Origin of the sequence: Allopusillimonas soli (assembly GCF_004153445.1) — a bacterium.
In the GTDB taxonomy this organism is placed as follows: domain Bacteria; phylum Pseudomonadota; class Gammaproteobacteria; order Burkholderiales; family Burkholderiaceae_B; genus Allopusillimonas; species Allopusillimonas soli.
This window is the reverse complement of record NZ_SDQC01000004.1, coordinates 298,312-311,433: the sequence shown is the minus strand read 5'-3', so window position 1 is coordinate 311,433 and position 13,122 is coordinate 298,312. Positions and strand designations below refer to the sequence as shown.

The window sequence follows — 13,122 nt, the reverse complement described above, 5'->3', positions numbered from 1 at the left end:
TCAAGCTTCCAGGCCGTGGTACTTGCGTCCAAGCGCAATGGTGGCCTGGAAGAAGCCCGCCTTGTTGCCGCAGTCGTAACGGGTGCCCGCGTACTCGAGGCCGAATACGCCCTTGGCCTTGAGCAGGCTGGCAATGGCGTCCGTCAACTGGACTTCCCCGCCCACACCCGCCTGTGTCTGGCGCAGATGCTCGAACACCTGCGGCTCGAGCACGTAACGGCCCACAACCGCCAGGGTGCTCGGTGCATCCGCGGGGCTGGGCTTTTCAATGATGCCCGAAAGGCGCGTGGTGTTGCCATTGACCTTGTCGCCAGAGATGATTCCGTACTTCTCCGTATTCTCGCGATCTACATCCTGTATGGCCAGCACGCTGCCGTTCTGCTGATGCGCCGCATCAATCAGTTGCCGCGTAACCGATGTATCCGCATCGATAAGATCGTCAGCGAGCAGCACGGCAAAGGGCTCATTGCCGACGATGGGCGCCGCGCACAGCACGGCATGGCCGAGTCCGAGCGGTGCGGGCTGGCGCGTATAGATGCAGTTGACATGCGCCGGTATGACATTGCGCACGATTTCCAGCAGCTTGGTCTTGTTTTTTGCCTCGAGCTCGGCTTCAAGTTCGGGCACGTTGTCGAAATGGTCCTCGATGGCGCGCTTGTTGCGCCCGGTAACGAAAATCAGATCGGTGATGCCGGCCGCAATGGCTTCCTCAACCGCATATTGGATCAAGGGCTTGTCCACGATGGGCAGCATTTCCTTGGGCATGGCCTTGGTTGCGGGAAGAAAACGCGTGCCCATGCCGGCGACAGGAAAGACGGCTTTACGGATAGGTTTCATGATATTTATCGTATTAATATGCTGTTATCTATTTGGATTCTAATGCCGCCGTCGACGGCCAGCGGGATGGCGGCATTTTAAAGCAGGCAATGCCGTGAATCCCGGCGTACTGCTTGTATGTATGTGACAAGTGGTATACAGCCATGATGATGATAGACGTCGTGGTTTACACTGACATGTCCGTGTACATCCCGTTTGCATACAACCATGATGCGTTCCCTGTTTCTGATACTGCTGGTCCTCAACCTGGGCGTGCTTGCCCTGGGGCAAGGCATATTCGGACCGCCTCCAAGCGAACAGGGCCGCGAGCCCCGGCAGCTGTCTCAGCGTCATCAACACGCCATCGATCTGGGCACGCCGCTGCCCCTGCGTCAATCGCCTTAGCCCGCCGCACTGATTCACCCTGCGGCGCTGATTCAGCTGTTCAGGTTGCGCGTGCCGACGCCAAGCACGCGAGCCCGTCCAGCACCGGCGTCGCCAACCATTGAATACCCTGCCTGGGCAGGCCCAGATCGTCCTGCATGCGCGCCAATGTGCGTTGCGCCTCGGCTGCCATCATGGGCCAGCCGCCACCGCTGCTGTACACCCGCGGCGCACGGCCGTAGCGTTCCAGCCCTTCCCGCCACTGCCTCAACAAGGCTCCCGTTTGCGCGGCGGCAATACCACTGCCTATGGCCTCATGCGTATGACGGGGAAACAGGGCGGCGGAGCTATCCGCCAGCGGCAGCATGGCCGTGCCGCCATTCAGGCTGGATGCCATGAGCTGCGGCCCCGGCAGGATAAGGCCGCCCGAGAATACGAGCTTGCCATCGTCCTCGCGCGCCAACGTGTCTATGGTGGTGGTCGTACCAAAACCGGCCAGCATCAGCGGCGGACTGTCATGCACCGGCATATGCCGCGACAATCCCACCATGGACACCCAGCGGTCAGGCCCAAGCTGGGCGGGATCCAGATAACTGTTATGCACACCTTGCGCCTCGGGGGTTCCGGCCACCCAGGAAATACCCACCGCGCAGCAGCGCTGAACCAGCGCCGCAAGACGCGTGGCCATACGCTCACCGGCGACATTGGTGCCCAATGCAGATTGCACCTTGGCACCAGAACCGGCCAGCCCCGACAGCCAAGCCTCGAGCTGGTTCAGGTCAGCATGGCCGACAGCCATCGCCTCCTGTTCCCGCTCGCCCGTGACGGGCGCCACCCATCCACACTTTATGCGTGTGTTTCCCGCATCAATTAGGATGATCATCACGCAATCTCCTGCCGGGGCCGCACCGACACCTCGCCCACATGCACTGGCGCCTCGCCTTCGGGCGTACGCAGCAGCAACTGCCCCGCCGTATTGACGCCGCACGCAACGCCAGCCTGGACCAGGCGCCCGTTGTCGAGAACATGAATGTGACGCCCAGCCAGGGCATCGACCGCCGCATAACGCCTGGGAAGTGCGTCAAAGCCGAAAGCCGTGGCGTCATTGAGGCTGTCGTACCAGGACTGCGCGATGCGCGCCACAATGGCCGCATGCGTTGCGGCACCGGCGTGGCCGTCTGCACGGGCAATCTCCGACCAGTCGGCGATACGGCGATTCAAGGACTGGCTGAGGGCACGCGCGTCGTCAAGATTGATGCCCATGCCTATGACAGCAACATAATGATCCGCGGCGAGCCGCGAGGCCCGCGCGCGCGTCGTTTCCACTAGGATTCCTGCCAGCTTGGCTTCCTCCCACTGGATGTCGTTGGGCCATTTCATGCTCAGTCTGTCCCGACAAGCATCACCCAGCAACGTTCGAAGCGCCTCACAGGCTGCCAACCCGGCAAGCGGAGACAAAGTGGGCAGCTGCGCGACAGGCAGGAAAACATCGAATGCGCATGAAAACATGAGATTCGCCCCCGCGCGGTTCTGCCAGCTGCGACCCGCCCGGCCGCGTCCACGTTCCTGCAGATGTGCGCCCAGCAGCCACGGCCGCGCAAGCGGGCCGCCTTCGGCGCGCGCCATGTGCATGAGATCAGCATTCGTGGACTGCGTGCTGGCCACCCATCGAACCTGCCGGAATCTGGGCAGGGCGTGGGTAATTTCATCTTCAAGCGCAGCCGGCTCAGGCAGGCTGGGGAGTTTGGGATAGCTCATGGGGAGAGAAGCAAGTCGGGCTGGCGTAAAATGGCGCGGGCACACATTAACACTGAACACGCCAACGGGTCATTATGCCTCTTCGCACCCAAAAAATGGTTTTCCAGGGCCAGGCCGGCGACATCGACTGCATCATCGACCTGCCCGACGACACACCCGCCGGCTGGGCGCTGGTGCTGCACCCCCATCCGCTGCACGGAGGCGCCCGGGAAAACAAGGTGGTCACAACCATAGCCCGGGCCTGTGTCCAGCGAGGCCTGATGACTGTGCGGCCCAACTTTCGCGGTGTAGGCGCCTCGGCAGGCCAGTTCGATGCCGCCGTGGGAGAAACCGCCGACATGCTGGAACTGATACGGCAATTCGAAGTCGAATTCCCCGAAGCAGCCGCGGGCAAGTGGGTGCTGGCAGGGTTTTCCTTCGGCACATCGGTCGCGGCGCAGGTGTGCTCAACGCGTGCTGAACAGGCGCTTAAAGTGCCCGATGCGCTATTATTGCTGGGTTCTGCCGTGGAGCGTTTCAGGTTTCGCGAAGTGCGCGTACCCGACCACACCCTGCTGGTTCACGGCGAAGCCGATGAGGTCGTGCCACTGTCCGAAGCCATGGACTTCGCCCGTGCGCACGAGTTGCCCATGGTCGTGGTGCCTGACGCCAGCCACTTCTTCCATGGCAAGCTCATTCTGCTCAAGAACCTGCTGGCTGTCCGGCTGCTGGCCCTCTGACATTCACCCTTTATCAAGAACAATGCCGATGACCTTTCATTTCCTCCGTACGCCTCATTCACGCCTGATGCAACTGGCTGCCGGCGCCGCCGCAAGCGCCGCGCTGGCCCTTGCGCCCGCGGGAGCCCAGGAAACACCGGCGGCAAGCCAACAAGGCGTTCAGGCGGTCTCCACCACCGCCACGCCCGTCAATGTGGGCCAGTTATCCACCGTGCCCGCGCCCCAGCTAGCCGTCAAGGCCTGGACCACGCTCGATGTCACCAGCGGGCAGACCATTGCAACGCAAAACCCCAACGAGAAGATAGAGCCGGCCTCGCTCACGAAGATCATGGCGGCCTACGTCATTTTCGAGGCGCTGGAAAGCGGGCGCCTGTCTCTCGACCAGAAAGTGAATGTGTCGGAAAAGGCCTGGAAAACGGAAGGGTCGCGCATGTTCATCAAGCCTAATACGCAAGTCAAGGTCGATGACCTGCTGCAAGGCTTTATCGTGCAGTCTGGCAACGACGCCACCGTGGCGCTGGCCGAGGCCGTGGCGGGCAATGAAGCGGCCTTCACGGCGCTCATGAATGAAGAGGCAGCACGCCAGGGGCTTGAGGACACGCATTTCGACAACTCCACCGGCCTGCCCGCTCCCACGCACCTCACCACCGTGCACGACCTGGCCATCATGGCGCGCAATCTCATTGTGCGCTTTCCCCAGTACATGCACTACTACAGCCAAAAAGAGTACACCTACAACAATATAAAGCAGCACAACCGCAACCGGCTTCTCTGGACAGACCCGACCGTCGACGGGCTCAAGACCGGCCATACCCAGTCCGCGGGCTATTGCCTTATCTCCACCGCACTGCGCGATGGACGCCGCGTGATCTCTGTGCTGGTTGGCGCTGCCAGCGACGCCGCCCGTACCGAAATGAGCCTGAAGCTGCTCAACTGGAGTTTCCAGAACTTCGATACCGTCAAAGTCATGGACAGCGACAAGCCCGCGGTAACGGCACGCGTCTGGGAAGGCGAAGCGGAAACCGTCGGCCTGGGTACACCCAAGGCCACCTGGGTCACAGTGCCGCGCGGTAAATCGGGCGATATCAAGACTGTTGCGCAGTACACTCAACCTTTGATCGCACCGTTGTCCAAGGGCGCAAAGGTCGGTACGGTATCGCTGTCGCTGGACGGCAAGCTCTTGCGCCAGGAACCTTTGTACATTCTGCAAGACGTGCCGCAGGCCGGCTTCTTTGGCCGCATCTACGACAAGATACGGCTGATGCTTCAATAATCATCCACTTACCCATAGCATGACCCACCGGGCCGGCAATGACCGCCGGCCTTATTGCTCGAGCAGAGACATCCATGATTCCCAACGTCGATAACGACAGCATTGTTTACCTGAATGGCGAGTTCGTTCGCCTGGGTGACGCCAAGATTTCCGTACTGGATCGCGGCTTCATTTTCGGAGACGGCATCTACGAGGTGGTGCCGTTCTATCGCGGCAAACCCTTCCGCATGGACGGACACTTGGCCCGGCTCAAACGTAGCCTGGCTGCCATCCGCATCGAAGGCGCGCCCGATACGCAAGAATGGGACGCGCTGGTCCGCGATCTGGTCAAGCGTTCGGGATTGGAAGACAGCCTGGTATACCTGCAGGTAACGCGCGGTGTGGCAAAACGCGAGCATGGCTTCCCCGACAACGTGAGTCCCACACTCTTCGCCATGGTGTCGCCGTTCCGGCGTCCCGGCGCCCAGCAGCGCAGCCAGGGCATGACGGCGGTGGGCATGCCCGATGAACGTTGGCTGCATTGCGAAATCAAGTCTATTTCCCTGCTGGGCAATGTGCTCGCCAAGCAGCATGCCACCGATGCCGGCGCCGATGAGGTCCTGCAATTCCGCGACGGCTACCTGTCTGAAGGCTCGTCCAGCAATATCTGGGTGATCAAAGAAGGAAAGATGTACGCACCGCCGCGCAGCAACCTGATTCTTGAAGGCATACGCTATGGCCTCATGGAAGAACTGGCGCAGGAAACCGGCACCCCGTTCCAGGCCCGTCCTATCACGCAGGACGAAGTGGCTGCAGCGGACGAGCTGCTGGTTACTTCCGCGTCCAAAGAGGTGTTGCCCATCACGCAGTACAACGGCAAGCCCGTGGGCTCCGGTCGCCCCGGCCCAGTCTATGCCGCACTGCGCGCCGCCTACGACCGCGCCATCGACGCACTCTGACGGAACATCCCATGCGCCCAATCCCACCCGAAGAATCCCTGATCGAGTATCCGAGCCATTTTCCCATCAAGGTTATGGGCAAGGCACATCCCGACCTGGCGCAAACACTGACCGAAGTGGTGCGCCAGTTCGATCCCGGCTTCGACCCGGCCACGGTTGAAATGCGCCCCAGCAGCAAAGGCAATTACATCGGCCTCACCTTTACCGTGCATGCCACATCGCGCGAACAGCTCGATGCACTCTATCGTGCCCTGCACGCACACGACATGGTGGCCGTCGTCCTGTAACCCAGCGTCTCGCGCGCGCCGGCGCCGTTCGCGCAGCGCGCCCGCCAAAACCATGATCACACCCGAATGGCTCGCGCGCCCCGCCCCCTATGTCGAAACTTGGGAGCGCATGCGCCAATTCACCGAATCCCGAAGCAGCAGCACGGACGACTGCATCTGGCTGGCCGAGCATCCTCCCGTCTACACGCTGGGGCAGGCCGGCAAGCCCGAACACATACTCAATCCTGGCGCCATCCCGATCGTACGTACCGACAGAGGCGGACAGGTCACCTATCATGGGCCAGGACAGGTTCTGGCATACTGCCTCATCGAACTGCGCCGTCATGGCCTGTTCGTCAAGGAGTACGTGGCGCTGCTTGAGGACGTGCTGATCGATTTTCTTGCCAGTCTCGGCATCGCCGACGCCTGTCGCAAGCCCGGCGCGCCTGGCGTCTATGTGCCGCGCGCCAGCGGCCAACTGGCCAAGATCGCCGCGCTGGGCATCAAAGTACGCAATGGCAGCACCTACCACGGGCTCGCACTCAATGTCGACATGGACCTGGCCCCGTTCTTAGGCATCAACCCTTGCGGGTACGAAGGCCTGGAAACCGTCGATTTGCTTAGCTGCGGCGTACAGGCTAACGTACAAGATGTCGGCTTGGAGCTGGGCCAGCGCCTGGCTGAGGCCTTTGCCGCCCGGACCAGGACCGGGCAAAACACGGAGTCCGCAGATGACCGCTCAAACCAAACAGGAGACGGCGCCAGACAGTGACATACTGCTGGTCGACAATACCGACGGTGTCGTCACCCTGACCCTCAATCGCCCCGACCAGTTCAACGCGCTCTCAGAGGAAATGCTGGCTGCGCTGGAGCAAGCCCTGGCCGATATCGCCCAGGACGACAGCGCACGCTGTGTCGTGCTGGGCGCCACGGGCCGCGCCTTCTGCGCCGGCCACGATCTCAAGCAGATGCGCGCCAAGCCCGAAAAAGCTTATTACCAGGCACTGTTCGACGGTTGCGGACGTGTCATGCAAAGCATAGTCAATCTGCCGGTGCCCGTCATTGCCCGCGTGCATGGCACCGCGACCGCGGCGGGCTGCCAGCTGGTGGCCAGTTGCGACCTGGCAATCGCGTCCGAAAACGCGAAGTTCGCCGTATCCGGCATCAACGTGGGCCTGTTCTGCGCCACGCCCTCTGTGGCGCTAACACGCAATGTACCCATGAAGAAGGCTTTCGAGATGCTGATTACCGGCGAGTTCATCAGTGCCGAAGACGCCGTGGAAAGCGGACTGATAAATCACGCCGTGCCCCTGGACAAGCTGGACCAGGCCGTACAGGCGCTGACGCAGACCATATGCGGCAAGAGCCCGGTGGCTGTGCGCACAGGAAAAACCATGTACAGGCGCCAGCACGGTATGGGTCTCTCCGAGGCGTACGATTATGCGGCCCAGGTCATGGCGGGCAACATGATGGCGGAAGACGTGGCCGAAGGCATCGACGCGTTCATGCAGAAGCGCCATCCGGTATGGAAAGGACGCTGAGCCGGAAGGGCCGCGCGCCTGCCGCCCGGGGGTTGGGCATCTCGTCACGCGACAAGGGTTTTCCCTTAGCGTTACACTACAGGATCAGCGGGGTTGCCCCGCGCCCGAGCTTGACTGTTTTCACCACCACGGCACCGGCGTGAAACACGCCGGCCCAAAGCGGAAGGCTGATGGCCTTCGCGCAGGAAGAAACGAATGACCAACTCCGTCGACCCAGCGATACAACAACCCACGGTGCGCCCTCGTGTGCCGGCATACGACCCGACACAAAAGCAGAAGTCGGCAGACAAGACTTCTCGCATTCCCATCAAGGTCGTGCAGGCCGAGCGCCTGAAAAAGCCGGAATGGATACGGGTGCGCGCCGCGGCGCCCGGGTCGCGTTTCTACGACATCAAGCGCATTCTGCGCGAACACAATCTGCACACGGTCTGTGAAGAAGCATCCTGCCCCAATATCGGCGAGTGCTTCGGCAAGGGTACGGCCACCTTCATGATCATGGGCGACAAATGTACCCGCAGATGCCCGTTCTGTGATGTCGGTCACGGTCGGCCCGACCCGCTGGATGCAGACGAGCCGGTCAACCTGGCCCGCAGCATTGCAGCCATGAAGCTTTCCTATGTGGTCATCACATCCGTCGACCGGGACGACCTGCGCGACGGCGGCGCCGCGCATTTCGTGGAATGCATACGCAAGGTGCGTGAGCTTTCTCCCAGCACCCGGATCGAAGTGCTGGTGCCCGACTTTCGCGGCAGGCTAGACCGCGCGCTGGGTATCCTGAACGAAGGCCCTCCCGATGTCATGAACCACAACCTGGAAACCGTGCCGCGGCTATACAAGCAGGCTCGTCCGGGCTCCGACTACCAGCACTCCCTGAAGCTGCTCTCCGAGTTCAAGCTGCTGCATCCCGATGTCCCCACCAAATCCGGCTTGATGCTGGGGCTGGGCGAATCGGATGAAGAAATCCTGGATGTCATGCGTGATCTGCGCACTCACAATGTGGACATGCTGACCATAGGACAATACCTGCAACCGTCAGAGCACCACTTGCCGGTGATGCGCTATGCCCATCCGGACACGTTCAAGATGCTGGAGCGCGAGGCCTATGCCATGGGCTTCACCCACGCCGCCGTAGGCGCCATGGTACGGTCTTCATACCATGCCGATGAACAAGCCCACTTGGCGGGGGTCGCCTGAACAAGGCCATGCAGCCATGGATATTCCCCCAGACGGGGACGCCCATGGCAACTCGATAATGCGGTCCTGACCGAACTGCGGCGGCTCTCAGAGCCCGTCTTGCTCGGCGCGCGCCAGAATTTCGTTCAGCCCGCCCACGACACGCGCCACTGCTCCGGTATGCTTTTGCACCCAATGAGCGCCCGCCTGGCCCATGCGCGACATGCGGACCGCGTCATCCACCAGTTGCAAGGCCAGATGCAGGGCAGAATCGGCGTCGGCGGCACGTAATGCGGCCCCCTCGGCCAGTGCGTCAGCCACGGATTGCTCAAAATTGCGCGTATGCGGCCCGACGATCACCGGCACGCCGACAGCGCTTGCTTCCATCATGTTTTGGCCGCCCAGGGGTTGAAAGCTTCCCGCCACCACTGCCACGCGGGATAACGCGTAGTACCAGTGCATTTCTCCCAGGGAATCACCCAGCAGGACGGTGGCAGCTTTGCAAGCCTGTACAGCCGATGAGCTGCAATCGCCCGCCTCGATAAGCTGCGAGCGCCGTACAAAAGGCAGGCCGGCCTGCTCCAGCAGTTGCGCGGCGGTATCGAAGCGCTGGGGATGGCGCGGCACCAGGCAGAACAGCACCCTTTCAGATAGATTGCCTCCCTGCGTACGGGCGCGCTTGAGATGCTTGCCCATGGCCTGGATGAACAGCTCGTCTTCGCCCTCGCGTGTGCTGGCGATGACAATGACCTTGCGCTTGAGATGAGAGGCAAACTCACGGCCGCGCCGCAGCTTGTCCTGGGACAGCGTAATGTCGAACTTGAAGTTGCCCGAAACGCGCGCGGCCGCTGCGCCGGCCTGCTCCAACCGCTGCGCATCCTCGAGACTTTGCGCATAGACTGCCGCAAAGCTGGCATAGGCATGCTTCATGACGCGTCCGAGGCGCAGCGCCTGGCGCAGTGCATGATCCGAGAACCGGGCGCTGGCGAGAACCATGGGCACTCCCGCCGCCTGCGCCGAGGCCAGCAGGTTTGGCCAGACTTCGCGCTCGATAAGTACGCCCGCCTGGGGTTCGTAGTGCGCGAGAAAGCGGCGCGTGGCACCGGGAAAATCGTAAGGCAGCCACTGCTGTACCAGTTGCCGCGATGCAATGGCGTCCTGGAATGCCCGTGCGCCTTCTTCGCGCCCGGTTACTGTCATATGCGTGAGCAGCACATGCTCGCCCTGATCGAGCAGCGCCTGAACGAGCGGCTGGGCCGCGCGCGTCTCGCCAAGGCTTACGGCATGCACCCAGATCGGACTGTGCACAGGACTGGACGTGGCATAGCGGCCAAACCGCGCTCCCGAGATGACGCCCCAGTTTCCCCCCGCGCGGTGGGCGCGCAAGCCCATCCAGGCCAAGAGGCCTGGGGAAAGCAAGCGTACCAGAGAAGTGTAGAGAAAGCGGTTCAAAGGCGAAAAATCATCAGATACCGGGAAATCCCTATATTAAGCCATGCGCGGACGACGCTGACATGTTTTTTTACACAGTGGTAAAGCCGGCTCTGAGCCGTGATCCGCCTGATGCGTCAGTTGGCCAGATTGCCGCCGGCCAAATCGGCATGCGCCGTGTCGTCGAAATCAAGCGCCTGTTCGATGGCGCTAAGCACGGTTTCGGCAGACGGCGCATTGCCGCGCTCGCCCAGGCTTGCTGTGTAGGCGGGCCCTTCGAGCGGGGTTCGCACTGGCGTGGATGCCTTGTAGATGCCGATGGTGGGCCGCCCCAGTCCCGCGGAGAGATGCGTCAACCCGCTATCCAGCCCGACCATGATGCGAGCGCCCGCCAGCACCCGGGCCACTTCGGTAAGGCTCATGCGCGGCAGAACATGGGCGCGGGCGTTGCCGGCGACCAGCGCATGCGCCCTGGCGGTTTCTGCCGGATTGCCCGAAAGCAGCCGCAGTTCCAGCCCATGCTTATTCAGATGGGCAAAAACACGCTGCCAATCTTCCTCGGGCCAGAGTTTGTCGTCTCGGCTAGCCGACGGCATGATCACCGAGTAGGGCTCGATCTCCACGCCATCAGTAATACTCTCCAGACCGAAATCTGGTTCACCCTCATAGGTATAACCCAGCGCGGCCGCCGCCAGCTCACGCTGGCGCGTCACGGCGGGTTGCCAGAACTTGACCTTATGTTTGACATCGTAGAAGAAGGAGGCCAGGGGCTCGCGCGCCGACCGGAGGTCCAGGCCATGGCGGGGACCGCGCGCCTGGCGCACCAGCCATACCGATTTCATAAGCGCCTGCATGTCGAGCACCATGTCGTACTCACGCTCTCCCAGCTTGCGACGCAGCGCCGCACGCTCGGCCCGGGTATCGGCCGACCACCAGTGCTTGCGCCAGCGGCGATGCGCCACCGGAATCACTTCGTGCACGGCCGGATGCCATGAGGGGATTTCGGCAAACCCCTCTTCGACCACCCAGTCTATGCTCGCATCCGGCACATGGGCGGCAATATCCGAGACCGCCGGCAGCATGTGCACGAGGTCGCCAAGGGACGACGTGCGGACAATCAGGATTCGTTTCGTCATGGGCGGATTATATGTTACGGCCCCGCCACTCCACCACGCCTATCGTGATGCCACTTATGCAAATAATTGCAATGCCCAGCCAGGACAGGGGATCAGGGAACTGGCCCCAGATAAGCCAGCCAAGTCCTGCGGCGCTGACAATCTGGAGGTAGAGGAACGGCGCCAGCAGCGATGCCGGCGCAAACCGGTAGGCCTGTATCTGCAGCAAATGGCCGAGTGCGCCCCAGAACCCCGTTCCCAATAGCACGAGCCAATGCCCTGCGCTGAGCGAACGGGCAACCCCGACCACATCCGGCCAGATCATGGGCAAGGCAAGCGTCATGCAGACGCTGCCTACGCCGCCGCTCCAGATCAGCGTGGTGAGCGCGTCATCCACCGCTACGCGCCGAGTGACGATGTATTGTATGGCAAAGAGGCAAGCCGTCAGCAACCCGAAGAGAACACCCGTGGCGCCCAGGCCGGCGGCGGGCCTGATGACGATCACCACGCCAAGAAAGCCCACTGCAGCGGCAACCCAGCGCGATGCGCGCGCACGCTCTTTAAGCACCCATGGCGCAACAGACAGCATCAGGAGCGGTGCGAGAAAATTGATGGCTGTGGCCTGGGCCTGGGGCAGATAGTGCAGAGTAGTGAAAAACGACATGGTGGCCAGCAACATGCAGGCGCCCCGTGCAATCTGTGCCCTGGGACGGCGGCTGCGCAGTACGCCCCAGCCTTTTGCCGGCACGACCAGACCCAGCACCAGCAGCAGATGAATCACGTATCGGAACCAGCACAGCACAAGCAGCGGCACACCTGCGCCCATGACCACTTTGCCGCTGGCATCCAGACCCGATAGCGCCCAGGTGGAAAGCACCAGCACAATGATGCCAGGCATCGGCTTGATGATCTCGTGGGCGACAGCGCCTCTGGCGCCAGGACGGACGAGCGGCTTCACACGGTACCCCACTGCGTCAAATCAACTGGAGGGAAGAGCAACCAGTTCCTTTTTATAACGCGCCGCGCGTTCAGCATAGGTTTGCGCATTGCGCCTGAGGCCTGCAACCTGTTCGTCGGAAAGCGTACGTGCAACCTTCGCCGGCGCACCAAGGATGAGGGAGCGGTCGGGAAATACTTTTCCTTCGGTAACGACAGCGCCCGCCCCCACCAGACAGTCCTTTCCGATGACCGCGTTGTTCAGCACGACAGCCTGTATGCCAATGAGCGAGCCCTCACCCACAGTGCAACCGTGCAACATGGCCTGGTGGCCAATTGTTACATCGCGGCCGACACGCAAGGGACAGCCCGGATCGGTATGCAGAACGGCGCCTTCCTGGACGTTGGAGCCCTCTGCCAACACGATGGGCTCGTTATCCCCCCGAATGACGGCGCCAGGCCAGACGCTGGTGTTCGCTGCGAGCACCACCTTGCCGATCAGCGTGGCTTCTGCAGCAATAAAGGCGGAATCATGGATTTGAGGGGCATCGTCGCCGAGTTTGTAGCAGGTCATAAGGTATTGGTCTGTTGTGGCGGAAGTGTGAAGGTGATGATACACGAGGGTGTGCGGACATTGGCTCGGCTGGCGGCCCGCCCATGGCTCTGAAACCGGCTGCCCGATATAACGTGCAGCGGCGAGTCCAAATCCATGCGCTGCGACATGAGACGAAACAACGCTCCGATGATTTGCTCTTTAAAAAGAAGCACTTGC

General features: G+C 61.8%; 15 protein-coding genes. 8 read left to right on the top strand and 7 right to left on the bottom strand.

Annotated elements, in window-relative coordinates; all coding sequences use genetic code 11:
• On the bottom strand, positions 1-837 hold the full coding sequence (galU, locus tag ERD78_RS14300; RefSeq protein ID WP_129969991.1) for a UTP--glucose-1-phosphate uridylyltransferase GalU: 837 nt from the start codon (positions 835-837) through the stop codon (positions 1-3).
• Positions 838-1,044: 207 nt separating this feature from the next.
• Between galU and ERD78_RS19785 the strand changes: the two genes are divergently transcribed.
• Positions 1,045-1,221: a hypothetical protein gene (locus ERD78_RS19785; protein WP_167668932.1), complete on the top strand. Its 177-nt coding sequence runs from the start codon at positions 1,045-1,047 to the stop codon at positions 1,219-1,221.
• 40 nt (positions 1,222-1,261) lie between these two features.
• Here ERD78_RS19785 and ERD78_RS14295 read toward each other — a convergent pair whose 3' ends face one another.
• Both ERD78_RS14295 and ERD78_RS14290 read right to left on the bottom strand, forming a co-directional pair.
• On the bottom strand, positions 1,262-2,083 hold the full coding sequence (locus ERD78_RS14295) for a type III pantothenate kinase (RefSeq protein ID WP_129970142.1): 822 nt from the start codon (positions 2,081-2,083) through the stop codon (positions 1,262-1,264).
• Positions 2,083-2,958, bottom strand: a complete 876-nt coding sequence (locus tag ERD78_RS14290) for a biotin--[acetyl-CoA-carboxylase] ligase (RefSeq protein WP_129969990.1) — start codon at positions 2,956-2,958, stop codon at positions 2,083-2,085. The genes ERD78_RS14295 and ERD78_RS14290 overlap by 1 nt, the downstream gene beginning before the upstream one ends.
• A gap of 74 nt (positions 2,959-3,032) precedes the next feature.
• On the opposite strand from ERD78_RS14290, the gene ERD78_RS14285 reads away from it, so the two are divergent.
• The 7 genes from ERD78_RS14285 to lipA all read left to right on the top strand — a co-directional run bounded on the left by ERD78_RS14285 (position 3,033) and on the right by lipA (position 8,889).
• Entirely contained in the window at positions 3,033-3,677 is a 645-nt protein-coding gene (locus ERD78_RS14285; protein WP_129969989.1) for an alpha/beta hydrolase, read from the top strand.
• A 28-nt stretch (positions 3,678-3,705) separates the two neighbouring features.
• A complete protein-coding gene (locus ERD78_RS14280; protein ID WP_129969988.1) occupies positions 3,706-4,950 on the top strand; it encodes a D-alanyl-D-alanine carboxypeptidase family protein in 1,245 nt (414 codons plus the stop codon).
• A gap of 74 nt (positions 4,951-5,024) precedes the next feature.
• A complete protein-coding gene (locus tag ERD78_RS14275; RefSeq protein ID WP_129969987.1) occupies positions 5,025-5,888 on the top strand; it encodes a D-amino acid aminotransferase in 864 nt (287 codons plus the stop codon).
• An 11-nt stretch (positions 5,889-5,899) separates the two neighbouring features.
• Complete coding sequence (locus ERD78_RS14270; protein ID WP_129969986.1) at positions 5,900-6,175, top strand: DUF493 family protein; 276 nt, start codon at positions 5,900-5,902, stop codon at positions 6,173-6,175.
• Between the two features lie 52 nt (positions 6,176-6,227).
• The gene (lipB, locus tag ERD78_RS14265) at positions 6,228-6,926 is read left to right on the top strand and encodes a lipoyl(octanoyl) transferase LipB (RefSeq protein ID WP_129969985.1); all 699 of its coding nucleotides are present in this window, start codon (positions 6,228-6,230) and stop codon (positions 6,924-6,926) included.
• Positions 6,886-7,695: an enoyl-CoA hydratase gene (locus ERD78_RS14260; protein WP_129969984.1), complete on the top strand. Its 810-nt coding sequence runs from the start codon at positions 6,886-6,888 to the stop codon at positions 7,693-7,695. Before lipB ends, ERD78_RS14260 begins: the two co-directional genes overlap by 41 nt.
• Positions 7,696-7,890: 195 nt before the next feature.
• Positions 7,891-8,889, top strand: a complete 999-nt coding sequence (gene lipA, locus ERD78_RS14255) for a lipoyl synthase (RefSeq protein WP_129969983.1) — start codon at positions 7,891-7,893, stop codon at positions 8,887-8,889.
• An 87-nt stretch (positions 8,890-8,976) separates the two neighbouring features.
• Here lipA and ERD78_RS14250 read toward each other — a convergent pair whose 3' ends face one another.
• From ERD78_RS14250 to ERD78_RS14235, 4 genes are all read right to left on the bottom strand, one after another.
• Positions 8,977-10,320: a 3-deoxy-D-manno-octulosonic acid transferase gene (locus tag ERD78_RS14250; RefSeq protein ID WP_129969982.1), complete on the bottom strand. Its 1,344-nt coding sequence runs from the start codon at positions 10,318-10,320 to the stop codon at positions 8,977-8,979.
• Positions 10,321-10,436: 116 nt separating this feature from the next.
• Complete coding sequence (gene waaC, locus ERD78_RS14245; protein ID WP_129969981.1) at positions 10,437-11,435, bottom strand: lipopolysaccharide heptosyltransferase I; 999 nt, start codon at positions 11,433-11,435, stop codon at positions 10,437-10,439.
• A 7-nt stretch (positions 11,436-11,442) separates the two neighbouring features.
• Entirely contained in the window at positions 11,443-12,312 is an 870-nt protein-coding gene (locus tag ERD78_RS14240; RefSeq protein ID WP_129970141.1) for a DMT family transporter, read from the bottom strand.
• A gap of 81 nt (positions 12,313-12,393) precedes the next feature.
• Entirely contained in the window at positions 12,394-12,924 is a 531-nt protein-coding gene (locus tag ERD78_RS14235; protein WP_129969980.1) for a gamma carbonic anhydrase family protein, read from the bottom strand.
• Positions 12,925-13,122 lie beyond the last annotated feature (198 nt).